We start from the raw sequence: 26,011 nt of genomic DNA on the forward strand, positions 1-26,011 counted from the left end.
GCCGCCGCCGGGTCACACGCTGCGGATCACCGAGACCACGATCCCCAGCACCACGGCCCGGTCGCCGTCGATGACGTCGTAGCGGGGGTTGCGCGGTTCGAGCCGGACGTGCCCGTCGCGCCGCCGGTAGACCTTCACGGTGGCCTCGCCGTCGATCATGGCGGCGACGATCTGCCCGGAGTGCGCCTCGGGCTGCTGCCGCACCACCACGATGTCGCCGTCGCAGATGGCCGCGTCGACCATCGAGTCGCCGCGCACCCGCAGGCCGAACACGGTGCCGCGGCCGGTGAGGTCGCGGGGCAGGGTCAGGGTGTCGTCGAGGTGCTCGTCGGCGAGGATGGGCGTGCCCGCGGCGATGTCGCCGACCACGGGGACGCTCACCAGCCCGGCGGGCGGCTCGGCCGACGGCGGCCGCAGGAACAGGCGCACGTCGATCGGGCGGGTCATCGTCGCGCCGCGGCTGAGGAAGCCCTGCTCCTCCAGGCTCCTCAGGTGCTTCGAGACCGACGAGGGCGAGCGCAGCCCGACCGCCTGGGCCAGCTCGCGGGTGCTCGGCGGGTATCCGTGCCTGACCACCCAGTCGCGGATCGCGGCCAGGATCCGCTGCTGTCGTCGCGGCAGGGCCGAGACGTTCAGGTGCTCGAACGTGTCATGGTCGTCGTAGGTGGTCACAGAGGAATGCTAGAGGCCGGCCGGCCGGAGCGGTGGCGGCCTCCGGCGGAACGGGCGATCCCGGCCGCGAGGGCGCAGGCCGCCGTGCCCGCCAGGACGAACAGCCCGGTGTCGCCGGCCAGGTACTCGGCCACCACCACGGGCCGGTCCGTCGCGACGGCGTGCTCCAGCAGCAGGGCGAACGTCGCGTTGTGCGCGAAGTGGGCCAGCACGGCCGGCCACACGCTGCCGGACATGACCCGCAGGTACCCGAAGAGGAACGAGAACGCGATCACCGACCCGCCGAACAGCGGCAGCACGACGGCCCGCGACCCCTCGGCGTGGTAGTACGGCGTGAACAGGATGTACGGCAGATGCCAGGCGATCCACACCACCCCGGTGACGAGCATGGACGCGCGCTCCCCCAGCCAGGCGAGCCGGGGCTGCAGGTAGCCGCGCCAGCCGATCTCCTCGGCGAAGGCCAGGATCGGCCCGGTGACGAGCACGGCCGCCACCGACTGCGCCCAGTCGCCCCGCGGCGCGGTGAACCGTCCGAACCCCAGGACGACCGCGCCCGCCGTGGCCAGCAGGCACACCCCGGCGGTGGCGGCGACGGCGGCCGGCCAGGCGCGCAGCCCGGCCCGGCCCAGGCCGAGGCGGCGCAGCCCGTCCCTGGAGCAACCCTCCCGGGTGACGACGAACAGCAGCACCAGCACGGTGAGCAGCGGCGACAGGGCCAGCACCAGCCCCTCGGCGACGCGCGCGGTGGCCGCCGAGACGGCGAGCACGAGGACGATGTAGACGATCGACGTGACGCGGTCGTCGAGCTGTCGGAACATGGGCGGACCTTTCTCCGGGGGCGGGCCCCGCCAAGTGTTCAGGAGCCTGCTCCCGCCGCCCATCGGCCGAAGATCCGAATCGCCGGCCCGCCTCTGCCACCCGGGGACTACGACCACCGGCTGAGGGCCGGTAATCGCGTTGCGCCCGCGCCGGGGCGCGTGTCAGGGTCGTGGCTTCCTGGCGAGTGGTGACAGTGGCGACGGTACTGGTGGTGCGGTATGAGGTATGCGGGGCTCGCGCTCGCGTTCGGGTCCTCGGCGTGTTTCGCGTTCTCGGGGCCGATGGCCAAGTACCTCGTCGCGGCCGGGCTGACGCCGATCGAGGCCGTGTGGGCGCGGATGGCGGCGGCCGGGCTGCTGCTGCTGGGCGTGCTGGCCGCGGTCAGGCCCGCGGCGCTGCGGATCCCGCGGGCCAGGTGGCCGTTCTTCGCGCTGTACGCGGTCGTGGCGGTGGCCGGGGTGCAGTCGCTGTACTTCGCGGCGATCACCCGCCTGCCGGTGGGGGTCGCCCTGCTGCTGGTCTACATGGCCCCGGTCATGGTGGCGGCCTGGGTGCGGCTGGTCCGCAAGGTCCGGCTGCCGAGGGCGGCCTACGGCGGGGCGCTCGTCGCCCTGGCCGGGCTCGGGATCGTCGCCGAGGTCTGGCACGACCTGCGGCTGGACGCGCTGGGCCTGGCCCTCGGCCTGCTGGCCGCGGCCTGCTCCGCCGGATACTTCCTGATGAACGACAGCTTCGGGGACGACGTCGACCCGCTCGGGCTCGTCGCCTGGGGCATGGCGGGCGCGGCCGTGGCGCTGGTCCCGGTCGCCCGCCCGTGGGCCCTGCGGTGGGAGGCGTTCACGACGTCCGCCACTCCCGCGCCGGGCGCCCTGACGCTGCCCGTGCCGGTGGCCTTCGCCTGGATGGTGGTGGTCGCCAGCGTGGTGGCGTACGTCCTCGGGGTGAACGCGGTGCGGCGGCTGTCGGCCGCGGTGGGCGCCACGGTGGCGTCGCTGGAGGTCATCGGCGGGGCGCTGGCGGCCTGGGCGGTGCTCGGCGAGGGCCTGGGCGGGTTGCAGATCGCGGGCGGCGTGATCGTGCTGTCGGGCGCGCTCCTCGCCCAGACCGCGACCCACCGCACGCGAGCGTCCCGAGCGACGGGGCTGGATGGCGACAAAGAGGTGACCTCGGGAGCAATGAAGTGCTGACACTACTGTAAGTAGTTAATTCACTACAACGGGTATTTACAAGGGGAAGCAACGACTGTCCCATCCCGTCCCGAGAGAGGAGGTGGAGCTTTGCGTGTCCTGATCCAGCTCCGCCCCGCCCGTGAAACCGTCGAAGCCGTCCTCGACCCCGGCGTGACCGCCACCGTCGCCGACGTGGCAGGAGACCTGCCGGGAATCGTCCTGGACCAGGCGTTCGCCCCGCTGGCCCTGCCGCGCGCGCTGCCCGCCTCGCCCTCGGGCGGCCTGCTGTCGTCGCTCAACCGGCCGCTTGGCTTCTCCCTGTCGGCCGAGCACGCCAGCGTGCTCGTGCGCGGCGAGCTGTCCGACGACGACCTGCCGTCCAGGCTGGCGCTGTTGTCGTCGTCCGTACGCGAGGTCGTCGGCGTGTTCGCCGACCCGTCCATCCACCCCAACCTGACCTGCGCCGACACCGGCCCGGTCGGCGACTGGCACGACGTCGAACGGCTGCTGCACGCCTCCGACCTGCGCGCGGCCGGCTACGACGGCCACGGCGTCAACCTGGCGGTCGTGGACGGCGGCGTCAACGCCGACCACGTGAGCACCAAGCTCGGCCGCCAGGTCACCCTCGACGCCGGGCACAGCTGGGCCCCGCCCGGCGTCACGCCCACGCCGGGGCGCTACCCGGTGGAGCACGGCAGCCTGTGCGCCTTCAACACCCAGCTCGCCGCCCCGCGCTCGACGCTGCTCGACGTCGCCGTCCTGCAGAGCAGGAAGGGCACGGTCGAGGGCATGCTGTCCGACGCCGTGGCCGCCTACACCCACCTGCGCGGGATCCTGGAGGCCATGCCGGCCGAGTCCCGCTCGCTGGTCGTCAGCAACAGCTGGGGCCTGTACAACCCGCAGCAGGACTTCCCGCCCGGCCACCCCGGCAACTACTCCGACAACCCGATGCACCCGTTCAACGTCATGATCTCCGCCCTGGAGCACGCCGGGGCCGACATCGTGTTCGCGGCGGGCAACTGCGGACGCGACTGCCCGGCTGCGAGCTGCGGGTTCACCGACATCGTGGGCGGCAACGGCCACCCGAAGGTGGTCACGGTGGCCGGGGTCGACACCCGCGGCGAGCGCGTCGGCTACTCCTCGCAGGGGCCGGCCCGGCTGGGCGACCACAAGCCCGACCTGGCCGCCTACACCCACTACACCGGTTCCGAGGCCGGCGGCCCCGGCACGCCCGACACCGGCACCTCCACCTCCTGCCCCGTGGTGGCCGGCGTCATCGCCGCCCTGCGCACCCGCCACCCGTCCACCAAGTTGTCGCCCGCGCAGCTTCGCACGCTGCTCAACCGCACCGCCGAGGACCGAAGCACGGTCGGCTTCGACCACGACTACGGGTACGGCATCGTCAACCCCGCCGGCGTCCTGGCCGCGCTCCGCTCGCACCGCACCCGGGCCGCCTGAAACCGCGGCGGGGGGGGGGGGCCCCCCGGGGGGGGCGGGCGCCCCCCCCCCCCGGGGGGCGGGGGGGCGCGCGGGGGGGGGGGGGGGGCGCCCGGCGGGCCCGCCCCCCCCCCCCCCCCCCGGCCGCGCGCCCCCCCCCCCCGCCCCCCCCCCCGCGGCCCCCCCCCCCGGCGCGGCCCCCCCCCCCCGCGGGGCCCCCCCCCCCCCCCGTCCGCCGGGGAGGGCCGGTGGACGAAGGGTCAGCCGTGGTTCCAGACCGAGGAGATCCGGTCGTTCCACCCGCTGGGGACGAGGTTCGGGATGTCGGAGAAGGGCGGCACGATCAGCGAGCTGCCGCCGAAGTTGATGTGCTCGTAGTAGCGGACCGTGCAGTTCGTGCCGCCCATGGAGCTGATGACGTCGTTCCAGTCGTGCAGGTGCAGCGGGCCGTGATGGACGTCGGTCAGGTCGTTGTAGGCCTGGCGGGCCGGGCACCAGAACCAGTCGCCGGCGTACTCGACGTGCTCGAACATCTGCACCTCGCCCCGCGTGGCCGGACGCGGGTCGCGCAGCAGCGCCGCGGCCCACAGCGCGCCGTTGACCGCGGTGTCGTCGGTGACCGCCGTCAGGCGCTCGGGGTGGTAGAGGTAGGTCAGCGGGCGGCCGTCGAACCGGGTCAGGTCCGCCGGGTCGTGCTCGACTCCGTCCACGACCACCGCCATGGCGGGCGCGGGATGGGTGATGCGTGCGGTGGCGAGCGCTGTGGCGGCCTTGGGCCGGGCGAGCGTCCTGGCGGGGTCCGCCGGCACGGGCTCGGCCGAGCGCGGCGCCCTGACCGCCTTGGCGACGAGCTGCTCCAGCGTGGTGATGTCGTGGTCGCGCAGGAGGGCCAGCACGTCGGCCTCCTCCAGGCCCCCGACGTGGTCGGAGAAGTCCAGGAAGCGTTCGACCTGGCGGCGGGCGGGGGTTGAGATCTGGGTCATCGGGTGCCTCCCCTGGTAGTGCTGCGTACTCCCTCATGGTCGGGCGGGGCGGCGGCGGGGGCAGCCCCCCAGGGTTGGGGATGGCGTTCAGGCGGTGAAGGCGGCCATGAGCTCGTCCCGGCCGCTCGCGCCGGTCTTGCGGAAGATCGCTTTGAGGTGGTCGTGCACGGTGTGTCCGGACAGGTCGAGCAGCCGGGCGATCTGCTTCGGGGCGGCTCCGGCGCACAGCAGGTCGAGGACGCCGCGCTCGCGCGGGGTGAGGGCGTACCAGTCGCAGAACGAGGGCAGCAGCAGGCCGCCGGTCGCCGCCTGGATCACCACCGCCACCTCGCCCCTGCCGTCCCCGTCGAGAGCCTGGCCCTCGACGGCGAGCCAGCGGCCGTACCGGGCCGCCGGGGCGCAGATGACCGGCCGGCCGGCGTCCGCGCCGCGCGCGTGCTCGGCGGCGTCGGCGGCCAGGGCCGTGACGAACGTGTCGGCCAGCCAGGCGTGCACGCCGTACCGGTCGGGGCGGCGCAGCCGGTCGAGCCACGCCCTGGCCTGCGGCGTCACGGCGCGGACGCCGCGGTCGGGGCCGACGACGATCACCCCGGCGGGCAGGGCGGGCGAGGTGGGGGCGAGCGGGGCGGCGGTGACGTACCTGCGCAGCGCAGCCATCAGGGCCGGGGCGAGCAGCGTGGCCCTGCGCAGGTCGTCCTGGCTGAACGGGGGGGCGTCGCAGGCCCGGACCAGCCCGAGCAGGCCCCACACGCCGCCGCGCCCGTCCCGCAGTAGCAGCCGCAGCTCGCAGGAGGCGCCGCAGGCCGCGAACGCCCGCCGCGCCCCCTCCTCGGCGCCGGCCACCGCGACCGGCACCCGCAGCCGGGCCAGCGACGCCGGCCGGCACGGGTCGCCGTGGGCGCGGCGGTGGGCGAGCAGGGAGACGGCCAGCTCGCGTTCGTAGCGGTGCCAGAAGCTGAACGAGCCCTGCCCGAGCCCGGTCGCCGGGCTGGTGCCGACCAGCCTCAGCGCGTCGTGCGGCAGCAGCGGGGCGATGGCGGCGGACACGGCGGCGCCGACGTGCTCGGCCGCGACGCCCCGGTCCATCAGGGTGCGCACCTCGTGGACCACGCGGTCCTGGCATGAGCTCACGCGGCCAGGTCAGCACGCCGCACCCCCACCCGGCAAGCGCCGGGTAGCCGTTCGGCTACGTCAGGTCACATCCAGCCGCCGCAGCTCGTCACCGGTCAGCGTCAGGGCCGTCGCCTCCGCCGACGCCCGCACCGACTCCGGCCGGGTGGCCCCCGGAATGGGGACGACGTGCGCGGAGTGCGCCAGATGCCAGGCCAGGCAGACCTGCTGCGGGGTGCGGCCGCGTTCCTCGGCCACCTCGTGGAAGGGGGTGCGCGGCGGGGCTGCGCCGGGGCCGTCCAGGGCGCTGCGGGCGATGCCGCCGAGGGGGCTCCACGGCAGGAAGGCGATGCCGAGGCGGTCGCACAGCCGCAGCTCGGGCAGGCTGTCGCGGTGCTGAGGGCTGTAGCGGTTCTGCACCGAGACCAGGCGGTCGCCGAGGACGGCCCTGGCCTCGTGGATCTGCTCGCAGGTCACGTTGGAGACGCCGGCCGCGCGGATGAGGCCCGCGTCGAGGAGGTCGCGCAGCGCGCCCACCGACTCCGCCCACGGGACGTCCGGGTCGGGCTTGTGCAGCTGGTAGAGGCCGATCGCCTCGACGCGCAGGCGGCGCAGGGAGCCCTCGCAGGCGGCCCTGAGGCGGTCGGGACGGCCGTCGACCGTCCAGGAGCCGTCGCCGGGACGGCCGCGCCCGCCCTTCGTGGCGACCAGCACGCCGGAGGCGTCGCCGGACCAGGTGGCCAGGGCCTCGGCGACGAGCTCCTCGTTGTGGCCGCGCTCGCCGGCGTGCCAGTGGTAGGAGTCGGCCGTGTCGATCAGGGTGAGGCCCGCGTCGAGGGCGGCGTGCACGGTGGCGATCGCGCGGGCGCGGTCCGGACGGCCCTCGATGGACAGCGGCATGGCGCCCAGGCCGACGGCGCCGACCTCGGCGGTTCCGACACGACGGGTGATCATGTTTGGTCAGCCTTCCTGGAGCAGGTCGGCGACGGCTCGCGGCAGCCAGGCCGCGACGTCGCTGAAGGTGAAGCCGAGCGCGGCGGCCCGGCCGGTGTCGAGGGCGTAGGAGCGGTCGAAGGAGAACGGCGAGGCGGGCTCGCCGCCGGTCACCACCCGGTAGGCGGGGGCCGGCGAGCCGGTCGCGGCGGCGACGGCCGCGCACAGGCCGGTGACGGTCAGCGCGTCGCGCGAGGCGGCGTTGAGCGCGCCGGTGACGTCGGTGCCGGTCGCCGTCCAGTGCAGGAACGCGGCGATCTCCGCGTGGTGGACAAACGACGTCGGGGCCGGGTCGCGGTGCACGGCGACCGGCAGCCCGGCGCGTACGCGGTCCACGTAGTGGCGCAGCCGTCCGGTGAAGTCGGCGTCCCCGCCGCCGAGCACGTGGGCGCTGCGCACGGCGAGGAACGGGAAGGCCGGGTCCCGGGCGAACACGGCCTCGGCCTGGCGTTTGCCCTCCGCGTACGCGGCCGCCTCGCCGAGCAGCCGGGACAGGGCGTCCGGCGACCCCCACGGCAGGCCGCGGTCCACCGGCCAGGACGCGGCCTCGACCGCCTCCTCGCGCACCGGGGCCGCGGCCGGAGGCAGCAGGGACGGCGAGGTGGCCGGGTCGTAGACCTCCATGGTGGAGGTCATCACGTAGCGGGCGGCGCGGCCGGCGAAGACCCGGCGGGCGACGTCGGCGTGCTGGGGCGTGTAGCAGACCTGGTCCACGACGGCGTCGAAGGCCCGGCCGTCCAGGGCGCGGGCGAGGGCCGCCGCGTCCGCCCGGTCGGCGACGACGTGCTCGGCCCCGGGCGGCGGCGCGGCCGAGCCCCGGTTGACCACGGTCACGCGGTCCCCGCCGGCCAGCAGCAGGCCGATCAGGCGGCGGCCGAAGTAGCGGTTGCCGCCGATGACGCAGATGTGTCGCATGCGGCCAAGACTGGCCCGAACCGGGTCAGCAGTGGTAGTGGTGACTCACTGGTCTTGTGTTAAGGAGAACTGTTGATCGACGCCCACCGGCTCAGGGTGCTGCGGGAGGTGGCCGCGCACGGCAGCTTCAACCGGGCGGCGGCCGCGATGCTGCTCACGCCGTCCGCCGTCTCGCAGCAGATCGCCGCGCTGGAACGGCAGCTCGGCACCCCGGTCGTCACCCGCAGCACCCGGGGCGTGGCCCTCACCGAGCCGGGCCGGCTGCTGGTGGAGACGGCCGAGACGATCGCGGCCGAGCTGCGGCACGCCCGGGAGCGGATCGACGAGCTGGCCTCGGGGCGCCGGCGGCTGACCGTGGCCACCTTCACCAGCGGCGGCCGCGCGCTGCTGCCCGGCGTGCTGGCGCGGTTCGTCGCCGCCCATCCCGAGGTCGCGACGAACGTGGTCGAGCGGGAGCCGGAGGACAGCCTGCCGCTGGTCCGCCGCGGCGAGGCGGACCTGGCGATCGCCTACCACTTCGACGGGCCGTTGCCGGTGCTGCCCGGCGACCGCACGGGGCTGGCCTGGACGCCGCTGGCCGAGGACCCTCTGTCGGTGGCGCTGCCGGCCGCCCATCCGCTGGCCGGCCGGGCGTCGCTGGACCTGACCGAGCTGGCCGAGCAGCCGTGGGTGATCGGCTGCTCCAAGACCGAGGCGTTCCTGCGCGGGTACGCCGCCGCGGCCGGGTTCGAGCTGCGGGTCAGCGGCTCCACCACCGACTACCACCTGGCGCAGGCGCTCACGGCGGCCGGGCTGGGCGTCAGCCTGGTGCCGTCCATCTGCCTGGCGCGCGACACGCCCGGCCTGGCCGTCGTGCCGCTGAACCCGCCGCGCCCGGCCCGCTACATCGGGATCGCCACCGCCCCGCGGCGCGACCACCCGCTGGTGCCGACGCTGGTCGAGTGGCTGCGCGAGGAAGCCACGGCCCTGGGACGGCAGCGGACCGATCCTGTCCGCCGCTGATGCCACAGTGGTCCCGGGAACCTCTTCCTGCACCGAACGGAGTGATTCAGATGAGCCGCCATGTCCAGATCACCTTCGACGCCCACGACCCGAAGGCGCTGTCGACGTTCTGGCGTGACGCGCTGCGCTACGTCCACCCCGGCCCGCCCGGGGTCGAGCTGCCGCAGGGCGCCGACCCGCTGGCCGCCTGGGACGACTTCCTGGCCAGGGCGGGCGTCCCCGAGGAGGAGCGCGACGCGCGGTCGGCCATCGAGGACCCCGAAGGCCGCGGCCCCCGGGTGTTCTTCCAGCGGGTGCCGGAGGGCAGGTCCGGCAAGAACCGCGTGCACCTCGACGTCCGGGCCGCTCCCGGGCTGCGCGGCGAGGAGCGCATGGCGGCGCTGGAGGCCGAGTGCGAGCGGCTGGTCGGGCTGGGCGCGACGCGGGTGCGGCGGCACGAGCCCGAGCCGCCGTTCGGCGCCGGCCACATCGTGCTGACCGACCCGGAGGGCAACGAGTTCTGCCTCGACTGACCATCCAGGACGTCCGGCTGAGGAATCAGTCGTCGGCACACCTGCATGGCACGATGAGCAGCGTGCCCGCTTCGATGTGGGTCACCTTCTTCGAGCCGAGGCAGAAGCGGCATTTCAGCGTCTCGGCAATCCACGGGTCGGACCAAACGTTGTGTCGCCAGGCCGGCGGCGGCCCGTCCGGGGGCGGTTCCGCGCCGCGCTCGGCGGGCTCGTTCTCGCCGCCCACCTGGCCGAGGCCGCCGCAGAACGTGCAGGAAAGGAACAGCTCGCCGAGCTGCACGCCGCGGCGGCCCCGGCATTCGGGGCAGGTGATCGGGTCCGTCACTTCCTGCCGGTCCCGCTGCAGGACTTGCACGACACCCATGTGGACTGCTTCTTCGAGTCGCCGTTCCGGTCGATCCACTCCCCGCCGGCACCCATGCAGATGCCGCACACCGGACGCTCTTCCTGCTCGTCGTCGTACGCCATACTGCGGACGGTAGCCGAGCATGCGCAGGCTGTCTGCCGCCTGGCGGATCCGGTGCGCTCACCTCAATCGCGGGGAAGGCAGAAGACGTGTGCTGCCAGAATGGCCGTATGGCCAAGCTGACCGGAGCGCAGATCGCACAGGAGGGGCCGGCGGGGTGGGCGTACCTGCTGGGCCGCCTGCACACCCGCATCCACACCGGCACGTTCGCGGCCGGGCTCGCGCTCGTCGACGCCATCGGGGCGGTGGCCGAGGAGATGGACCACCATCCCGACCTCGACCTGCGTTACGCCCATGTCGACGTCCGGCTGTCCAGCCACGACGCGGGCGGCGTCACCGGGCGCGACCTGCGGCTGGCGCGGGCGGTCACGTCCCTGGCCGCCGACGCCGGGGTGCGCCTCGACCCCGCGTCGGTCTCCGCGCTCGAACTCGGCCTCGACACTCCCGTGCGGGAGACGGTCCGGCCGTTCTGGGGGGCGGTGCTGGCGATGCCCGCCGACGACCGGGGCGACCTGCACGACCCGGCCGGCGCGCTGCCCGGCGTGTGGTTCCAGCCGTCCGGCGACGAGGAGCCCCGCCAGCGCTGGCACCTCGACGTGTGGGTGGAGCCCGCGCAGGTCCAGCCCCGGATCGACGCGGCGCTGGCGGCGGGCGGGCGGCTGGTGCACACCGACGAGGCGCCGCGGTTCTGGGTGCTGGCCGACCCCGAGGGCAACAACGTCTGCCTGTGCACCTGGCAGGAGCGCGACTGAGCCGCGGCGGCGGTCAGCGGGGGCCGTCGGGCAGCCCGGCCCGTGCCTCCGCGAGCAGCTCGCGGGTGCGCGGCAGGCCGGCCAGGCGGGCGGACAGCGCGTCCAGCGTGACTGCCAGCACCCGGGCCGGCGCGCCGCGCGCCGCCAGCACCTCCGCCATCCAGCCGATGAAGGACGTGAACAGGCCGGGGTCGTCGACGTAGGCGGCGGCCTTGAGGTAGTCGACGACGTAGGCGACGTCCTCGGCGGTGTGGCCGGTCGGCTCCTCGCCCCCGGTGACGGGCACGTGCTCGTCCAGCTCCTGCATGACGCCTCTGACCAGCTCGGGCGCCCGGTCGGTGAGCGCCGTGAACTCGGGGCCGGCCAGGTGCGGCGGCCGTCCCGGGCTCAGCCCGGTCGCGGCCCGGCGCGGCGGCCCGGCGTCGAGCAGGTCGGCGGCGGCCCGCGCGTCGGGCGCCCAGGCGTCGGCTCCGAGCAGGCGGGCGTAGCGGCCGTCGGGCCCGAAGGCGGCGCCGCCGACGAGCACGGGCGCGCCCGCCGCCTGGCAGGCGCTGATGGCCGCGTGCGCGGCGGGCAGCCGGGTGGCGAGCGACCCGGACAGCGCGACCGCGGCCGGGGCGGTCCTGTGCACGTGCACGACCAGGTGCGCGGTCGGCACGTGCGCGCCCAGGTAGTCCACCTGCCAGCCGCGCAGCCGGAGCACCTCGGCCAGCAGCCGGGCCGGGAAGGTGTGCCACTCGCCGTCCACGCACGCCACGCTCACCCGCCCCTTGACCGGCGCGACGCGGTGGCCGCGCGCGCCCGGCTCGTGGGCCAGCACGGCCAGCACCCGCTCGTGGACGGCGGTCGCCGTGTGCTCCTGGGCCACGGTGAGCCGGTTGGCCGCCCAGTCCAGGCCCACGCGGGCCTGCGCGACGGCGACGACGTCCAGGAGCATGGTCTCCAGGGGCACGCCGGCGTCCAGACCGGCCCGCGCGGCGTCGATGGCGGCGTACTCGTCGCCGGACGTCGCCGCCGCCCGCAGCGCCTCGACGCAGCGCTCGATCTCGTCCCGCATGCCGGAGGCGCTCACGCCGGAGGACCTCCGGCCGGGCCGTCGGCGGACTCGCGCGGCGCGCCGATGGCGACGATGGCGATGTCGTCGCGCTCCCGCTCGCCCGCCCACTGGGAGGCGAGCATCTGGACGCGTTCGGCCAGCGCGGCGGCCGGCATGCCGACGCACTGCCGCAGCTCCTCGCGCAGCCGGTCGTCGCCGAACATCTCGTCGCCCAGCGGGCCGCCCCTGGCCTCGATGACGCCGTCGCTGTAGAGCAGGCACGTCTCGCCGGGGTCCAGGAGCACCGTCTGGGTGACGCTGGTGATCTGGTCGAGCAGGCCGATCAGGGTGCCTTGGGTGCGGGCGTCCTCCACCCGGCCGTCGTTGCGGACGATCATCGGCGGCGGATGGCCCGCGCTGGTCAGCCGCAGCTCCAGCCGGTGGCCGCGGCGCTCGACCCCGGCCAGCACCAGCGTGACGTAGCGCGGGCTTGGCCCGGCGAGCAGCACCTCGTTGAGCCGTTCCAGCACGCGCTGGTGGTCGTCGGCCAGCGGCAGCAGGGCGCGCAGCGTGTTGCGGATCTTGCCGGTCAGCACGGCGGCCTCCAGCCCCTTGCCCGAGACGTCGCCGAGCACCACCAGCGCCGCCCCGCCCGATCCGGCGACCGGGTGCACGTCGTAGAAGTCCCCGCCGACCAGCGCGCCGTGGCCCGCCGCCCGGTAGCGGGCCGCCACGTCGGCGACGTCGAGGTACGGCGTCATCGGCGGCAGCAGGTCGGCCATCAGCGTCTCGGCGATGGCCCCCTGCTCGGCGTACACGCGGGCGATGGAGATCGCGGTGCCGGCCCGGGCCACGAACAGCCGGGCGAACGCCTCCTCGGCCGGGGAGAAGCCGGCCGCCGAGCGCAGCAGGACCAGCGCCCCCGCGGGCAGGCCGTAGCCGGGCAGCGAGATCACCGCCACGGAACGCGTGTCGTGCCGCCCCTCGCCCAGCACCCAGCCGGGCGCCCGCCCGGGGTCCACCCAGCGGGCGGGCACCGGCGGGAAGGCCCGCAGCGCCTCGGCCAGCCCCGGCATGGACCGCGGATCGATGTCCAGGTTCCGGCGCACGGCCTCGCCGCCGGCCTCGTTGTAGGCGACCTCGTACCGGCGCGGGCCGAACGGCACGACGACCCGGGCGGCGTGGGCGAGGTGCGTGACGGCCAGGCGGGCGACCGCCTCCAGGCAGCGGTCGAGGTTGAGCGAGGACAGCAGCTCGGTGGCCGCCGCCACCATGGACGCGGTCGAGTCCCGCTCGGCCCGCAGCAGCTCCATGGCCCGCTCCCGCGTGGTGACGTCGACCAGCCACCAGGTGACGCGGTCGCGCCCGGCTAGCACGGGGTGGGCCTCGAACACCCGCTCCCCGACCGGTCCCCGCGCGGGCTCGGGCAGGCTCCCGGCGTCGGGCGCGCCTTCGGCGGCGGGCGAGGCGGCCAGGCGGGCGCACAGGTCGTGGTGGGCGCGGGCCAGCCAGTCCGGCGCGATCCGCGGCGCCTCGCCCAGCAGCGACCGGGCGGCGGCGTTCGCCCGCTCGACGGCGCCCGAGGCGTCGGCGACCAGCATCGGGTACGGCGTGTCCTCCCCCAGCATGCCGATCGCGCCCCGTTCGTGATCACCTACGACATTGTCACTCTACTGACGTGACCTGCACGGCTTTCCCGACGCCGAATCGTCTTTGTCGCATTTTTAGCCGCGGCACCCTCGGGGGCACGTCTCCGGACGCGTTTGCCGGAGTGGTCGCCGGGTGGTCTACCGTCTGATCGTGCCCGTCTCACATCATGTCCCCCGCCCGGCCGCGCGCGGCGGGGGCGCGCCATGAGGAACCTGCGGCTGACGGGCGCCTTCCTGTCCCGGTTCCACCATCCGGCGCAGGTCATCGCGACCGGGTTCGCGGCGCTCATCCTGACCGGCACGGCCCTGCTGACCTCGCCGATGGCCACCGCCACGGGCGAGTCGGCCGGCTGGCTGACCGCGCTGTTCACCGCGACGTCCGCGGCCTGCGTGACCGGCCTGGTCGTGGTGGACACCGCCACCCACTGGTCGGTGGCCGGGGAGGTGGTGATCGCCATGCTGGCCCAGGTGGGCGGGCTGGGCATCATGACGATGGCGACGCTGTTCACCGTGCTGGTCGCGGGCCGGCTGGGGCTGCGCGCCCGCATGTTCGCCCAGGCCGAGACCAAGACGCTGAGCATGTCCGACGTCCGGCGCGTGGTGCGCAACGTGGTCATCTTCAGCCTGGTCTCCGAGCTGATCGTCGGCGCCGTGCTCACCGCGCGCTTCGTCACGGGCTACGGCGAGCCGCTGGGCCGGGCGATGTACCTGGGCTGGTTCCACGCGGTGTCGGCGTTCAACAACGCCGGGTTCGCGCTGTGGCCGGACAACCTGATGCGCTTCGTCACCGACGCGTGGATCTGCCTGCCGATCGCGATCGCGGTGATCGTGGGCGGGCTGGGCTTCCCGGTGGTGTTCGAGCTGGCCCGCGCCTGGCGCCGGCCCAGCCGCTGGTCGGTGCTCACCCGGGTCACCGTCGGGGTGACGCTCGTCCTGCTGGCGGTGGGGACGCTGGTCTTCCTGGTGACCGAGTGGCGCAACCCCAGGACGCTCGGCGGGCTCGACGACTCCGGCAAGCTGCTGGCCGCGTTCTTCACCGGGGTCATGCCGCGCTCGGGCGGGTTCAACAGCCTCGACATCGGCCAGCTCTACCCGAGCAGCCTGCTCGCCACCGACCTGCTGATGTTCATCGGCGGCGGCAGCGCAGGCACGGCGGGCGGCATCAAGGTCACCACGTTCGGGCTGCTGGCGTTCATCATCTGGGCCGAGCTGCGGGGCGAGCCCCGGGTGAACATCGGCCACCGGCGCCTGGCCGAGTCCGCGCAGCGCCAGGTCATCTCGATCACCATGATCGGCGTCGTGCTGGTCGCCGTCTCGACCTACCTGCTGCTCGCCATCACGCCCCACAGCCTGGACCAGGTGCTGTTCGAGGTGGTCTCGGCGTTCGGCACGAACGGGCTGTCCACCGGCATCACCGCCGAGACCACGCCCGCCGGGCACCTGCTGCTGGCGGCGCTGATGTTCATCGGGCGCATCGGCCCGCTCACGCTGGGGTCCGCGCTCGCCCTGAAGGAGCGCACCCGCCGCTACGAACTACCCGAGGAACGTGTCATCGTTGGCTGACAAGAAGACAGACCCCGTCGTGGTCATCGGCCTGGGCCGGTTCGGCACCTCGCTCGCCCTGGAGCTCACCCGGCGCGGCACCGAGGTCCTGGCCATCGACAACCGGCCGAAGGTCGCCCAGAGCCTGGCCGGGCAGATCACCCACATCGCCACCGCCGACTCCACCGACCTGGAGACGCTGCGCCAGCTCGGCGTGCCCGACTTCTACCGGGCGGTCGTGGCCATCGGCGGCGACCTGGAGGCCAGCATCCTGACCACGTCGCTGCTGATCGAGCTGGAGATCGACGACATCTGGGCCAAGGCCGTCAGCCGCCAGCACGGCCGGATCCTCGGGCGCATCGGCGCCCATCACGTCGTCTTCCCCGAGCACGACATGGGCGAGCGGGTGGCCCACATGGTGACCGGCCGGATGCTGGACTTCATGCAGGTGGACGAGAACTTCGCGATGGCCAAGACCCGCCCGCCCAAGGAGTACATCGGGGTGCCGCTCGGCCGTTCCAACCTGCGCCGCAAGCACGGCGTCACCGTGGTGGCGGTCAAGAGCGCGGAGGAGGAGTTCACCTACGCCGGTTCCGACACCGAGCTGGCGTACGGCGACGTGATCATCGTCTCCGGCCGCACCGAGGACGTCGAGCGCTTCGCCGACCTGACCTAGCCGGGCGGCCGGGGGCGGTCGTCGGCGGGGCCCAACGAGGCGGGCCGATGTTGGCCGGTGCGACAGGCCCGTCCGCGTCGTGGTTGACGATGATGGGCGGTCCGTCCGACCGGAGGCAGCCACCATGACACCACGCCGTACCCCGTCCGACCGGGCCCGCGAGGCCGCGATGATCGCCGACATCGAGCGGCTCGTACGCTGCGAGTCGCCGTCCGGCGACCTGGCCGCGGTCGCCCGCAGCGCCACGGCCGTGGCCGGGCTGGGCGCGGCCCGCCTGGGGGCCGAGGCCGAGCGCGTGGTCATCGACGGGCGCACCCACCTGCGGTGGCGGTTCGGCGGCGAGCCCCGGGTGCTGCTGCTCGGCCACCACGACACGGTGTGGCCGGTCGGCTCGCTGGAGCGGCACCCGTTCGAGGTGCGCGACGGGGTGCTGCGCGGGCCGGGCTGCTTCGACATGAAGGCCGGGCTGGTGATGGCCTTCCACGCGCTGGCGGCGCTGGACGACCTGGACGGCGTGACCGTCCTGGTCACCGGCGACGAGGAGCCCGGCTCCCCCACCTCGCGGCGGCTGGTCGAGGACGAGGCCCGCGGCTGCGCGGCGGCGCTGGTCCTGGAGGCCGCCGGTCCCGGCGGGGCGCTCAAGACCGAGCGCAAGGGCGTCTCCCGGTACGAGGTGCTGGTGCGGGGCCGGGCCGCGCACGCCGGGCTGGAGCCGGAACGCGGCGTGAACGCGACGGTCGAGGTGACCCACCAGGTCGCGGCCGTGGCGGCGCTGGCCGATCCCGCGCTGGGCACGACCGTCACCCCGACCCGCCTGGAGGCGGGCACCACGGTCAACACGGTGCCCGCGCGGGCCCGCTTCGACGTGGACGTACGGGTCAGGGACGCCCGCGAGCAGGACCGGGTGGACGCGGCGATGCGCGGGCTGCGGCCGGTGCTGCCCGGGGCGGGCGTCACGGTCGGCGGCGGGCCGAACCGGCCGCCGCTCCCGGCGTCGGCGTCGAAGGACCTGTTCGAGCGGGCGTGCCGGCTCGCCGACGCCCTCGGGATCGGCCCGCTGGCCGCGGTCGCCGTGGGCGGGGCCTCCGACGGCAACATCACCGCCGGGACGGGCACCCCCACCCTGGACGGCCTGGGCGCGGTCGGCGGCGGCGCGCACGCCGACGACGAGCACGTGCTGGTCGCCGAGCTGCCGGGCCGCACCCGGCTGCTGACGGCCCTGGTCGCCGACCTGCTGGCCGCAGCGCGGTGACCGCTCCTCACAAGGGCACCCGGGACGCTGTTGTCCGGGCGGACGAACCGGACGCCGCCGCCCGGTGCTCGCCGACCAGCTACGGGACGAAGGCGGCTGCGACCATGACCGGCGTGACTGATCTCATCCGTGACCGTCGCGACTCCCGGCCCGTCGAGGCCGCGTGCGCCGCGGCGCAGGCCGCCGCCGACGGCGCGGGCATCGACATCCGCCCCCTGGACAGCGTCGGCGAGCTGGAAGCCGTCCGCCGCCTGTACGAGCACATCTGGCGCACCGGCGAGAACAACCCGCCGGTGACGGCCGACATGTTGCGCGCGATGTCGAAGGCGGGCAGCTACGTGAGCGGCGCCTTCGACGGCGACCGGATGGTGGGCGCGTGCTTCGGCTTCTTCTCGCCGCCGGCGCGCGCCGCCCTGCACAGTCACATCGCCGGCGTGGTGGCGGGCATGCAGGGCCGCAACGTCGGGTTCGCCATGAAGCTGCACCAGCGGGCCTGGGCGATGCTGCGCGGCGTCGGCGAGATCTGCTGGACCTACGACCCGCTGGTCCGCCGCAACGCCTACTTCAACCTGGCCAAGCTGGGCGCCGACCCGGCCGAGTACCTGCCGGACTTCTACGGCCCCATGGACGACGACATCAACCGCGCCGACGCCACCGACCGCGTCCTGGTCCGCTGGCGGCTGGAGACGCCCGTCGTCGAGGCGGCCTGCGCGGGCCGCCCGGCCGTGGCGGACGCGGCGGCGGCGCGGGCGGCGGGCGCGGCCGTGGCGCTGGAGGCGTCGGCGGCGGGCGGGCCGCTGGTCCGGTACGCCGGCGCGGCCACCGTCCTGGTCGGCGTGCCCGGCGACGTCGAGGCGATGCGCGAGAGCGACCCGGCCCGCGCCGCCGACTGGCGCAGGGCACTGCGGGACGTACTGGGCGAACTGCTCGAACAGGGCGGCCGGGTACGCGGCTTCGACCGGACAGGCTGGTACATCGTGGACAGACAGGAGACGGAGTGAAGATCACCGGTGTGGAGGTCCGCACGGTCGAGATGCCGCTCGTGACGCCGTTCCGCACGTCGTTCGGCACCGAGACGGTGCGGCGGGCGGTGCTGGTGCGGGTCGTCACCGGCGAGGCCGAGGGCTGGGGCGAGTGCGGCGCGGGCACGGCGCCCCTGTACTCCTCGGAGTACACCGACGCCGCCGCCGACGTGCTGGCCCGCTTCCTGGTCCCGGCGCTGGCCGGCGTGGCCGACCTGGACGCCCACAAGGTCGCCCCGGCGCTGGCGGCGTTCAAGGGGCACCGGATGGCCAAGGCCGCCCTGGAGACCGCCGTCCTGGACGCGGACCTGCGCGCCCGCGGCGTCCCGCTGGCCCACGCGCTCGGGGCGGTGCGCGACAGCGTGCCGTGCGGGGTGTCGGTGGGCATCACCGGGTCGATCCCGGCGCTGCTCGACGCCGTCGCCGAGTACCTGGACGCGGGCTACCTGCGGATCAAGCTGAAGATCGAGCCCGGCTGGGACGTCGAGCCGGTCCGGGCCGTGCGCGAGCGGTTCGGCGACGTCCCGCTCCAGGTGGACGCCAACACCGCGTACGGGCGCGGCGACGCCCGGCACCTGGCCGGGCTGGACCCGTTCGGCCTGCTGCTGATCGAGCAGCCGTTCGCGCAGGACGACCTGCTCGGGCACGCCCGGCTGGCCGAGCGGATCACGACGCCGATCTGCCTGGACGAGTCGATCGTCTCGGCTCGCGCCGCCGCCGACGCCATCGCGCTCGGGGCCTGCCAGGTGGTCAACATCAAGCCGGGCCGGGTCGGCGGCCATCTGGAGGCCCGGCGCATCCACGACGTGTGCGCCGCGCACGACGTCCCGGTGTGGTGCGGCGGCATGCTGGAGACCGGCGTGGGCCGGGCCGCCAACGTGGCGCTCGCCGCGCTGCCCGGGTTCCTGCTGCCCGGCGACACCTCGGCCTCCGACCGCTACTACCGCACCGACCTGACGCCGCCGTTCCGCCTGGTGGACGGCCATCTCGCCGTGCCGACCGGCCCGGGGATCGGCGTCGCCCCGATCCCGGAGGTGCTGGAGGAGGTCACCGTCGCCAGGACGTGGGTGCCGATGCCGTCCTGAGCCGTTGGTCCGTCCCGACAGATCAGCCGGTGGCATTTCGTCGTCCTGGACGAAGGATGGGCCACCGGGGCGGCGCTAGCTTCGGGAGCGTGCTTGTCCCCGTGACCGGCCTCCCGCGTGCCAGCCTGGGCCGCGTCCTGGAGGAACTCGGTACCACCCTGCTCCAGGTCGTCTGCGGCGACGCCGGGCTCGCCCGCGACATCGGCGGCGTCGTCATCCACGACCCGCTCGACGAGCCCGAGCTGCCGGCCGACGCGCTGGTCCTCGGCGTCGGCCTGCACGACCCGGCCGAGATCGCCCAGGTGGTGACCCGGCTCGGGCGGCACGGCGCCGCCGCGCTGGTCGTCCGGGCGCCCGTCGTCGCCGACGAGCGGCTGGTCGCGGCGGCGGGCCGGGCGGGCGTGGCGGTGCTGGCCTTCGCCCGCGGAGCGTCCTGGACGCACCTGGCCGGCATGCTGCGCGAGCTGACCTCCGACGGCGGCCGGCTCGGCCCCGACGCCCACGCCTCGGGCCGGATCGGGTCCGGCGACCTGTTCGCCGTGGCCAACGCCATCGCCGCGCTGCTCGACGCGCCCGTCACCATCGAGGACCGCCACTCGCGGCTGCTGGCCTTCTCCAGCCGCCAGGAGGACACCGACACCTCCCGCGTGCGGACGATCCTGGGCCGCCAGGTCCCGGAGCAGTACACCCGCATCCTGGAGGAACGCGGCGTCTTCCAGGCGATCTACCGCAGCGACCGGCCCGTCTTCGTGGCGCCCCTGCCCGACCCCGAGGGCCGGCAGCCGCCCGCGCTGCCCCGGGCGGCGATCGCGGTGCGCGCCGGCGACGAGATCCTCGGCACGATCTGGGTCGTCGTCCCCGAGCCGCTGGGCGAGGAGCGCGCCCAGGCGCTCTACGAGGCGTCCAAGCTGGTCGCGATGCACATGGTGTGGCAGCGCGCCGACGCCGACATGGAACGGCGGCTGCGGGCCGAGCTGCTGGGCACCGCGCTGGAGAGCGGGCCCGGCTCCCTGGAGGCCGCCCGCCGCCTGGGGCTGAAGGACGAGCCCGCGGTCGTCCTCGCGCTCACCGTCGTCGGCCCGCCGGGCGAGAGCCCGCTGCCCGCCCAGCTCGCCGCCGAGCGCAAGCGGCTGGCCGACGCCTTCGCCATGCACCTGTCGGCCGTGCACCCGCGGGCCGCCGCCGCGCTGGTCGGCGACGTCGCCTACGGCATCCTGCCACTGCCGCAGAACCGGCAGGACGCCGACGAGCGCGCGGTCCTGGTGGCCACCGAGTTCCTGGCCCGGGTCGGCTCCCGCCTGCGCCCGCTGGTCGGGGTGGGCCGGCCGGCCGGGGACATCTCGGCCCTGGCCCGCTCGCGTTCGGGCGCCGACCGGGCGCTGCGCGTGCTGCGCTCGGGCGCCGCCGGACGCCAGGTGGCCCGCCTGGACGACGTGCACGTGGACGCGCTGCTGCTGGAGCTGGCCGACCTCGTGCCGCGCGGCGACGTCCCGAGCGGGCCGATCGCCCGGGTCGTCGCCTATGACCGGGAGCACCAGACGAGCCTGGTCGAGACGCTGGACGCCTGGCTCGACGCCTTCGGCGACGTCTCGGTGGCCGCCGCCGCGATGTTCGTCCATCCCAACACGTTCCGCTACCGGCTGCGGCGCGCGGCCGAGGTGGGCCGGATCGACCTCGGCTCCCCGGACGCGCGCCTGTCGGCCATGCTGCAGCTGCGCCTGATGTCGATCAGGTCCGCGCCGGACGACTGACCGGGCCGCGCAGGCCGAGCGTGCCGATGAGGAAGGCCAGCCATTCGGCGTCCTGGGCGACCGCCACGTCCTGGGGGGTGGCCGCGCCGTGCCCGGCGTCGTCGAAGACGTGCAGCAGGACGGGCTCGTCCCCCTGCTGGGCCGCCTGGAGGCGGGCGGCGAACTTGCGCGCGTGCCAGGGACGGCAGCGCGGGTCCGTCGCCCCGGCCTGGAGGTAGACCGCGGGGAAGACGCCGGGGCGCACCCGCTCGTACGGCGACATCCGCAGCAGCCGCCGGACCTCCTCGGGGTCGTCCGGGTCCGCCCACGCCTTGCGGATGACGAAGTCGAGGTACGGGTCGCGGGTGCCGCCGATCAGGTCCAGCAGCGGCGCCCGCGGCAGGACGGCCCGCCACAGCTCGGGCCGGGTGGTGACGGCGATCCCGCACATGAGCCCGCCGTCGGAGCCGCCGGTCAGCGCCAGCCGGTCGGCGGCCGTCACGCCCTCGGCGATCAGGTGCTCGGCGACGGCCACCAGATCGGAGTCGCGGACGTGCCGCCGCTCCCGGTGCGCGGCCCGGTACCAGTCCCCGCCGAACTCGCCGCCCCCGCGCAGGTACGCCTGCACCAGCACGCCCCCGGCGGCGACGAACGCGGCCAGGTCCGGCTGGTACTGGGGAAGGAGCGGCACGTTGGCCGCCCCGTACGCCGAGACGAGCACCGGCGCGGGCCGCGCCGGGTCGAGACCGGCCGGGCGCACCACGTGGTACGGCACCGCGACCCCGTCGGCCGCCACCGCCTGCCCCTCCGCCACCTCGGCGTCGAGCGTGACCGCCGGGGCCGACAGGGTGTGCGGCGCGCCCTGGCCGGGCCGGTGCCGGTAGACGCCCCAGGAGCTGGTCAGCGTGGAGAAGGCGAAGACGAAGTCGGCCGCGGGCACGCCGGTGGCCAGGGCGGTCAGGGCGAAGAAGGGGGCGGCGAGCGCGCCCCGGCCGGGCAGCGGCACCTCGCCGGCGACGGCGCCCGCGCGGTCGAGGATCCGCACCCGGGCGAACGTCCGGTCGAACTCGCTGAGGTACAGGTGCTCGCCGACCGGCGTGAGCGAGCGCAGCACGGTCTCGCCCTCGGGCACCAGCTCCGTCCATCCCGACGGGTCGTCCGGGTCGGCGGCGTCGAGCGGGATGGCGACCACCCGGCCGCGCGGCGCGCCGACGTCGGTCACCGCCACGTAGCGGTCGCCGACGACGTGGCCGGCGACCGTGCCGGCGCAGCGGGTGACGAAGGGCCGCCACGCCGACCCGGGCACGGACAGGTCGCGGACGGCGCACGGGATCGGGCTGCCCACCCGGTGCGCGGCCACGGCCCAGCGGCCGTCCGGGGAGAACTGGACGAGCGTGTACTCCCGCGAGCCGGCCGGGACCGGGATCGGCTCCACGACGGTCTCCCCCGGCGTCCCGAGGCGGTGGGTGAAGACCGCCTGCCGGAACTCCTCCGGCGGGCCGGTGAGCGCGAGGAAGGAGAAGCCGCCGCTGTCGGGCGTCCAGGAGACGCCGCCGGCCCACGCGCTGTGCAGGACCTGGGCGGGCGCGTCGAGCGTGCGGCCGGTGTCGACCTCGACGAGCCGGATGGTGTTGTGCTCGCTGCCGTCGACGCACACGCCGAGGGCCAGGACGCGGCCGTCCGGGGAGGGCGCCAGCCAGGACAGCACCGCGTCCCGCGTGCCGCCGAACTGCGCCAGGTCGGCCACCGTCCGGCCGGGGCCGTAGGGCTGGTCGGCGACGACCACGGTGGCCGCCGTCCCGCCGGGCGGGGTGACCGGGCGGAACCAGCGGCCGGCCGCATACTTGGGCAGCGGCGGGCGGGAACCGGCGTCGAAGGCCAGGATCAGCTCCCGGACGGCCGCCGGGTCCTGCCCGTCGTAGGCGACGGCGGCGGCCAGCTCGGCCTGCCGCCGCTGCCACCGCCGCACCTCGGGCGTCTCCTCCTCCAGCCACCGGTACGGATCGGGCACGCGGACGCCCGCGACGTCCTCGACGACCTCGACGGTGCGCGCGGGCGGATAGGCGAGCGGATAGGAGAGGGTCACGACAACTCCGGCGATTCAGGACGGGCGGGACTGGCGGGACGGGCGGCGTCGAACTCGGCCTGGAGCCGTTCGAACGCGCCGGGGACCCGGCCGACCCGGCGGACGTGGATCAGGGCGTCGTAGGCGGCCGGGAAGTCGTCCACCGGGTCGAGGCCGCCGCCGGCGAGCGTGCCGTCGATCCCGTCGAACAGCTCCCCCGGCGCGCGGCGCAGGTCGACGACGGTCACGGGCGGGCCGAGGCGGTCGAGCGGCGCCTCCACGCAGTTAAGCGGCAGGGTGCGCGCCTCCAGCGAGACGTCGCAGTCGAACGGCCGCGGGGAGCGCTGCGTGAAGCGCACCTCCGGGCCGGAGCCGTAGGTCGTGCCGACGACGACCAGGCCGTCTCCCAGGGACGCGGCGAGCATGCCGCCCAGCGTCGGCCGGCCGTGGAAGGGCGAGCGCCGGACGTGGGAGTTGTGGGCGCTGACGACGATCCGCTCCTCCCGTTCGAGCACCCATTCCACGGTCTCGGCCATGAACCGGTCCCGGGGATACGGCAGGCCCGCCGGCACGGCCTCCCCCGCCTCGGCCTCGTCGGCGAACGCCTGGAGGGAGGCGGCGCACCGGCGCAGCACCGGGTCCTGCGACCGGAGGGCGCGCCCGGCCAGCTCGCGCAGCCCCGCGATCAGGCGGGCCCGGCCGGCCGGGGGCATGGCCGCGTACCGGACCGCCGCCTCGGTCCGGCCGCCCAGGTCGCTCAGGATCAGCAGCTCCTCGTCGCCCGGCCCGGCCGGCATGCGGTCCAGGCACGCGCGCACCGCCGGGCCGGGCGAGGTGGACGAGCCGGGCAGGTCCATCCCGTAGAAGGAGACCTGCGCCGGGCCCGCCGAGTTGCGGCGGCGCATCCAGCGAAGCTGCCGCCGCATCGGCTCGCACTCGCCGAACCGGTAGGTGATGCCGTCGCGGGCGACCGTCGCCGCCGCGCCGGGCCCGCCGTGGACCCAGGCGTCCACGGCCAGCCCCTCGGCGAAGCCGGACTCCATCACGAACGCCGAGAACCCCAGCTCGCGGACGAGGATGCGGAACAGCCGGTCCTTGAGCCGGTAGAACTCGGTGACGTTGTGCGCCCCCTCGCCGACGGCCACCACGCGGGCGTCGCCGACCAGCTCGCGCAGCGTGCGGGCGTCCGCGACGGCGGCGGCGGCCGGGTCGAGGTGGCGCAGCGGCCGGGCGAAGGCGTCGGGCGTCATGCGTGGAAGTACCACAGTTCGGGCGTGTACAGGTAGCTGAGCAGGGCCCGGAACGACGACTGCGGGCCGGACAGCGTGTCCTTCCACACGACCAGGGTGTGCGGGGTCGGGAAGAACAGCACGGGCAGTTCCTGGGCGATTCTGGTCACCTCGGCCGACAGGGCCCCGGCGTCGGCGCCGAAGGTCGAGGCGTCGATGAGCCGGTCCACCTCGTCGTCGCGGTAGCCGCCGAGGTTGAAGCTGCCCTTGGCGTTGAACACGGTGTTGCTGCTGGGGTAACCGGCCGCCAGGTAGAGCGGTCCGTAGTCCTGCATCGCCCACTCGTTCTTGTTCGCGGGGGCGAAGGTGTTGCCGTAGTTGGCGTACATGTAGGTGAGGGACTTGGTGACGATCTTGACCTCGATGCCGAGCTTCTTGGCCGCCGAGGCGAAGGCGACGTCCCGGGCGCCGACGTAGGCGGGGGTGTTCGCGGAGGCCAGGGTGAAGCTGATCTTCTGGCCGCGCGGGATGCCGGCGCCGCACTCGCCCGGCCCGGTGCCGGGCCGCACGCAGGTGGTGGAGCCGTTCTGGACCACCTGCCAGCCGTTGTCGGTGAGCAGCTTGGCCGCCGCCGCCGGGTCGTGCGGGTACGGCGGCGCGTCGCCGAACGCCGGCGGGTACGGCGAGCCGCTGCCCGCGGTGCTGTAGTTGGGCGAGCCCGCGCCGTTGTAGATGCCCCGGCCGGCGATGTAGCCCGGCTGGTCGATCAGGCGCTGGAGGGCCTGCCGGACGTACGGCTGGGCGATGATCTTGTCGAAGCCGTTCACGGTGTTGCCGAAGTTGATGGTCAGCGAGTCGAAGCGGGCGGGCGCGGGCGCGCCGTAGACGTTGAACCCCTTGGCCTTCAGCGCGCCGATCTGCGTGATGAAGCTGGAGTCGAGCGTGCCGACGGTCAGGTTCCCCGCCTTGAACTGGTTGAGCACCGCGGCGGCCGAGGTGAACGCCTTGAAGTCGACCTGGTCGAGCCGCGAGTCGCCGGGCCCGCTGTAGGACTCGTTGGGCGCCAGCGAGAACGAGCCGGTCGTCGGGTCGAAGCTCTTGAGCCGGTACGGGCCGTTGACCACCTGCCACAGCGGGTTGGTGGCGAACGTGGACTGCGACTCCGACTCCTTGGTGAGGTACTTGTAGATCGCCGTGGCGTTCTTCGGCTTGCTGTAGTCGAGGTGCGGGCCGCCCGCGCGGTCGATGTCCCACGCCTTGGACGGCATCACGTACAGCAGCGTCAGCATCGACATCAGGTACGACGGGTTGTAGGCCGTCTCCAGTTCGAGGGTCAGCGTGCCGGGCGCGGCGGCCTTGGCGGTGACCCCGTCGGGGAACTGGCCCGGGGTGTAGAAGCTCCAGTTGGCCGGGCTCTCCGCGAGCGCCGCCTTGAGCAGCGTCAGGGAGAAGACGACGTCACCGGCGGTGACCGGGTTGCCGTCGGACCACTTGTAGTCCTTCATCTTGATGGTCACGGTCTTGCGGTCGGCGCTGTAGGCGGGGGGCTCGGCCAGGCTCAGCTCGGCGTCGGCCACCTGGTCGCCCTCGCCGCTGGGCCGGTAGAGGGAGCGCCACATCAGGCCGCGGGCGATGACGGTCCCGTTGGCGGCGGCCGGCGGGTAGGGGTAGATGTAGTTCGGGCTGAGGCCGGGGGTCAGCGCGACGGTGACCGTGCCGCCGTCCTTGGGCTTGCCCGACTGCGCCGGCTGGCTGGCGTAGGCCGCGGCGGGGTCCTTCGCGGCGTCCCCGCCGCCGGTGCACGCTGTGGCGAGCATCGCCACCGCGGCGGCGAGCGCCACCGCCAGGCGTGCTCGCCGCTGTCCGGACACGTGCGTCATTGCAGGCTCCCTACA

At 75.0% G+C, this 26,011-nt stretch carries 24 protein-coding genes; 11 read left to right on the top strand and 13 right to left on the bottom strand.

From position 1 onward, the window contains the following. Window positions 1-12: 12 nt before the first annotated feature. Window positions 13-672 (bottom strand): transcriptional repressor LexA, encoded by a 660-nt coding sequence (gene lexA, locus ACIBQ8_RS01990; RefSeq protein ID WP_397190729.1) that lies wholly within the window; start codon window positions 670-672, stop codon window positions 13-15. Continuing rightward, entirely contained in the window at window positions 669-1,490 is an 822-nt protein-coding gene (locus ACIBQ8_RS01995) for a lysostaphin resistance A-like protein (RefSeq protein WP_397168248.1), read from the bottom strand. The genes lexA and ACIBQ8_RS01995 overlap by 4 nt, the downstream gene beginning before the upstream one ends. A 219-nt stretch (window positions 1,491-1,709) precedes the next feature. On the opposite strand from ACIBQ8_RS01995, the gene ACIBQ8_RS02000 reads away from it, so the two are divergent. Both ACIBQ8_RS02000 and ACIBQ8_RS02005 read left to right on the top strand, forming a co-directional pair. Next, complete coding sequence (locus ACIBQ8_RS02000) at window positions 1,710-2,678, top strand: EamA family transporter (RefSeq protein WP_397190730.1); 969 nt, start codon at window positions 1,710-1,712, stop codon at window positions 2,676-2,678. A gap of 90 nt (window positions 2,679-2,768) precedes the next feature. Further along, window positions 2,769-4,118: a S8 family peptidase gene (locus tag ACIBQ8_RS02005; protein ID WP_397168251.1), complete on the top strand. Its 1,350-nt coding sequence runs from the start codon at window positions 2,769-2,771 to the stop codon at window positions 4,116-4,118. 239 nt (window positions 4,119-4,357) lie between these two features. Here ACIBQ8_RS02005 and ACIBQ8_RS02010 read toward each other — a convergent pair whose 3' ends face one another. The 4 genes from ACIBQ8_RS02010 to ACIBQ8_RS02025 form a co-directional block, all read right to left on the bottom strand. Continuing rightward, window positions 4,358-5,080: a hypothetical protein gene (locus ACIBQ8_RS02010; RefSeq protein WP_397168253.1), complete on the bottom strand. Its 723-nt coding sequence runs from the start codon at window positions 5,078-5,080 to the stop codon at window positions 4,358-4,360. 87 nt (window positions 5,081-5,167) lie between these two features. After that, window positions 5,168-6,211 (bottom strand): response regulator transcription factor, encoded by a 1,044-nt coding sequence (locus ACIBQ8_RS02015; protein ID WP_397190731.1) that lies wholly within the window; start codon window positions 6,209-6,211, stop codon window positions 5,168-5,170. A 60-nt stretch (window positions 6,212-6,271) separates the two neighbouring features. Continuing rightward, entirely contained in the window at window positions 6,272-7,144 is an 873-nt protein-coding gene (locus ACIBQ8_RS02020) for an aldo/keto reductase (RefSeq protein ID WP_397168256.1), read from the bottom strand. Window positions 7,145-7,150: 6 nt separating this feature from the next. Continuing rightward, window positions 7,151-8,098, bottom strand: coding sequence for an NAD-dependent epimerase/dehydratase family protein (locus ACIBQ8_RS02025; protein WP_397190732.1), 948 nt, complete (start codon window positions 8,096-8,098; stop codon window positions 7,151-7,153). A gap of 72 nt (window positions 8,099-8,170) precedes the next feature. On the opposite strand from ACIBQ8_RS02025, the gene ACIBQ8_RS02030 reads away from it, so the two are divergent. Next, window positions 8,171-9,100, top strand: a complete 930-nt coding sequence (locus ACIBQ8_RS02030; protein WP_397190733.1) for a LysR family transcriptional regulator — start codon at window positions 8,171-8,173, stop codon at window positions 9,098-9,100. Window positions 9,101-9,150: 50 nt separating this feature from the next. After that, window positions 9,151-9,612 (top strand): VOC family protein, encoded by a 462-nt coding sequence (locus ACIBQ8_RS02035; RefSeq protein ID WP_397190734.1) that lies wholly within the window; start codon window positions 9,151-9,153, stop codon window positions 9,610-9,612. A gap of 25 nt (window positions 9,613-9,637) precedes the next feature. Here the strand turns inward: ACIBQ8_RS02035 and ACIBQ8_RS02040 are convergent, their stop codons facing one another. Together ACIBQ8_RS02040 and ACIBQ8_RS02045 are read right to left on the bottom strand one after the other, a co-directional pair. Further along, window positions 9,638-9,976, bottom strand: a complete 339-nt coding sequence (locus tag ACIBQ8_RS02040) for a hypothetical protein (protein WP_397168262.1) — start codon at window positions 9,974-9,976, stop codon at window positions 9,638-9,640. Next, entirely contained in the window at window positions 9,934-10,080 is a 147-nt protein-coding gene (locus ACIBQ8_RS02045) for a hypothetical protein (protein ID WP_364334320.1), read from the bottom strand. The genes ACIBQ8_RS02040 and ACIBQ8_RS02045 overlap by 43 nt, the downstream gene beginning before the upstream one ends. 108 nt (window positions 10,081-10,188) lie before the next feature. On the opposite strand from ACIBQ8_RS02045, the gene ACIBQ8_RS02050 reads away from it, so the two are divergent. Then, window positions 10,189-10,830 carry a 4a-hydroxytetrahydrobiopterin dehydratase gene (locus ACIBQ8_RS02050; protein WP_397168264.1) on the top strand — a complete coding sequence of 214 codons (642 nt, stop codon included), beginning with the start codon at window positions 10,189-10,191 and terminating at the stop codon, window positions 10,828-10,830. A 13-nt stretch (window positions 10,831-10,843) separates the two neighbouring features. On the opposite strand, the gene ACIBQ8_RS02055 is transcribed toward ACIBQ8_RS02050, so the two are convergent. Together ACIBQ8_RS02055 and ACIBQ8_RS02060 are read right to left on the bottom strand one after the other, a co-directional pair. Continuing rightward, window positions 10,844-11,902, bottom strand: a complete 1,059-nt coding sequence (locus ACIBQ8_RS02055; protein ID WP_397168266.1) for a B12-binding domain-containing protein — start codon at window positions 11,900-11,902, stop codon at window positions 10,844-10,846. Continuing rightward, complete coding sequence (locus tag ACIBQ8_RS02060; RefSeq protein WP_397190735.1) at window positions 11,899-13,494, bottom strand: PP2C family protein-serine/threonine phosphatase; 1,596 nt, start codon at window positions 13,492-13,494, stop codon at window positions 11,899-11,901. Before ACIBQ8_RS02060 ends, ACIBQ8_RS02055 begins: the two co-directional genes overlap by 4 nt. A gap of 225 nt (window positions 13,495-13,719) precedes the next feature. Between ACIBQ8_RS02060 and ACIBQ8_RS02065 the strand changes: the two genes are divergently transcribed. The 6 genes from ACIBQ8_RS02065 (at window position 13,720) to ACIBQ8_RS02090 (ending at window position 20,843) form a co-directional block, all read left to right on the top strand. Beyond that, a complete protein-coding gene (locus tag ACIBQ8_RS02065; protein WP_397190736.1) occupies window positions 13,720-15,078 on the top strand; it encodes a TrkH family potassium uptake protein in 1,359 nt (452 codons plus the stop codon). Further along, complete coding sequence (locus ACIBQ8_RS02070) at window positions 15,071-15,733, top strand: potassium channel family protein (protein ID WP_397168270.1); 663 nt, start codon at window positions 15,071-15,073, stop codon at window positions 15,731-15,733. The genes ACIBQ8_RS02065 and ACIBQ8_RS02070 overlap by 8 nt, the downstream gene beginning before the upstream one ends. 124 nt (window positions 15,734-15,857) lie before the next feature. Next, a complete protein-coding gene (locus ACIBQ8_RS02075) occupies window positions 15,858-16,985 on the top strand; it encodes a M20 family metallopeptidase (RefSeq protein ID WP_397190737.1) in 1,128 nt (375 codons plus the stop codon). Window positions 16,986-17,098: 113 nt separating this feature from the next. Then, window positions 17,099-17,986 (top strand): GNAT family N-acetyltransferase, encoded by an 888-nt coding sequence (locus ACIBQ8_RS02080; protein ID WP_397168274.1) that lies wholly within the window; start codon window positions 17,099-17,101, stop codon window positions 17,984-17,986. Continuing rightward, window positions 17,983-19,092: an o-succinylbenzoate synthase gene (gene menC, locus ACIBQ8_RS02085; RefSeq protein ID WP_397168276.1), complete on the top strand. Its 1,110-nt coding sequence runs from the start codon at window positions 17,983-17,985 to the stop codon at window positions 19,090-19,092. Before ACIBQ8_RS02080 ends, menC begins: the two co-directional genes overlap by 4 nt. An 89-nt stretch (window positions 19,093-19,181) precedes the next feature. Continuing rightward, window positions 19,182-20,843 carry a helix-turn-helix domain-containing protein gene (locus tag ACIBQ8_RS02090; protein WP_397190738.1) on the top strand — a complete coding sequence of 554 codons (1,662 nt, stop codon included), beginning with the start codon at window positions 19,182-19,184 and terminating at the stop codon, window positions 20,841-20,843. Here the strand turns inward: ACIBQ8_RS02090 and ACIBQ8_RS02095 are convergent. The 3 genes from ACIBQ8_RS02095 to ACIBQ8_RS02105 are packed head-to-tail and all read right to left on the bottom strand — an operon-like array spanning window position 20,821 to window position 25,996. Next, the gene (locus ACIBQ8_RS02095; protein ID WP_397190739.1) at window positions 20,821-22,908 is read right to left on the bottom strand and encodes a prolyl oligopeptidase family serine peptidase; all 2,088 of its coding nucleotides are present in this window, start codon (window positions 22,906-22,908) and stop codon (window positions 20,821-20,823) included. The two genes, ACIBQ8_RS02090 and ACIBQ8_RS02095, sit on opposite strands and share 23 nt — an antisense overlap. Then, window positions 22,905-24,137, bottom strand: coding sequence for an erythromycin esterase family protein (locus ACIBQ8_RS02100; RefSeq protein WP_397190740.1), 1,233 nt, complete (start codon window positions 24,135-24,137; stop codon window positions 22,905-22,907). The genes ACIBQ8_RS02095 and ACIBQ8_RS02100 overlap by 4 nt, the downstream gene beginning before the upstream one ends. Further along, window positions 24,134-25,996, bottom strand: a complete 1,863-nt coding sequence (locus ACIBQ8_RS02105) for an ABC transporter substrate-binding protein (protein ID WP_397190741.1) — start codon at window positions 25,994-25,996, stop codon at window positions 24,134-24,136. The genes ACIBQ8_RS02100 and ACIBQ8_RS02105 overlap by 4 nt, the downstream gene beginning before the upstream one ends. Between the last annotated feature and the right edge of the window lie 15 nt (window positions 25,997-26,011).

It is taken from the genome of Nonomuraea sp. NPDC049646, assembly GCF_044465525.1.
Lineage (GTDB): Bacteria > Actinomycetota > Actinomycetes > Streptosporangiales > Streptosporangiaceae > Nonomuraea.

Bases quoted from the DNA above. Each gene is read 5' to 3' on its own strand.
- ACIBQ8_RS02025 (WP_397190732.1), bottom strand. From the start codon at position 8,098: ATGCGACACATCTGCGTCATCGGCGGCAACCGCTACTTCGGCCGCCGC.
- ACIBQ8_RS02100 (WP_397190740.1), bottom strand. From the start codon at position 24,137: ATGACGCCCGACGCCTTCGCCCGGCCGCTGCGCCACCTCGACCCGGCC.
- ACIBQ8_RS02050 (WP_397168264.1), top strand. From the start codon at position 10,189: ATGGCCAAGCTGACCGGAGCGCAGATCGCACAGGAGGGGCCGGCGGGG.
- ACIBQ8_RS02035 (WP_397190734.1), top strand. From the start codon at position 9,151: ATGAGCCGCCATGTCCAGATCACCTTCGACGCCCACGACCCGAAGGCG.
- ACIBQ8_RS02075 (WP_397190737.1), top strand. From the start codon at position 15,858: ATGACACCACGCCGTACCCCGTCCGACCGGGCCCGCGAGGCCGCGATG.
- ACIBQ8_RS02045 (WP_364334320.1), bottom strand. From the start codon at position 10,080: ATGGCGTACGACGACGAGCAGGAAGAGCGTCCGGTGTGCGGCATCTGC.
- ACIBQ8_RS02040 (WP_397168262.1), bottom strand. From the start codon at position 9,976: ATGGGTGTCGTGCAAGTCCTGCAGCGGGACCGGCAGGAAGTGACGGAC.
- ACIBQ8_RS02065 (WP_397190736.1), top strand. From the start codon at position 13,720: ATGAGGAACCTGCGGCTGACGGGCGCCTTCCTGTCCCGGTTCCACCAT.
- ACIBQ8_RS02010 (WP_397168253.1), bottom strand. From the start codon at position 5,080: ATGACCCAGATCTCAACCCCCGCCCGCCGCCAGGTCGAACGCTTCCTG.
- ACIBQ8_RS02000 (WP_397190730.1), top strand. From the start codon at position 1,710: ATGAGGTATGCGGGGCTCGCGCTCGCGTTCGGGTCCTCGGCGTGTTTC.
- ACIBQ8_RS02060 (WP_397190735.1), bottom strand. From the start codon at position 13,494: ATGCTGGGGGAGGACACGCCGTACCCGATGCTGGTCGCCGACGCCTCG.
- ACIBQ8_RS01995 (WP_397168248.1), bottom strand. From the start codon at position 1,490: ATGTTCCGACAGCTCGACGACCGCGTCACGTCGATCGTCTACATCGTC.
- ACIBQ8_RS02105 (WP_397190741.1), bottom strand. From the start codon at position 25,996: ATGACGCACGTGTCCGGACAGCGGCGAGCACGCCTGGCGGTGGCGCTC.
- ACIBQ8_RS02020 (WP_397168256.1), bottom strand. From the start codon at position 7,144: ATGATCACCCGTCGTGTCGGAACCGCCGAGGTCGGCGCCGTCGGCCTG.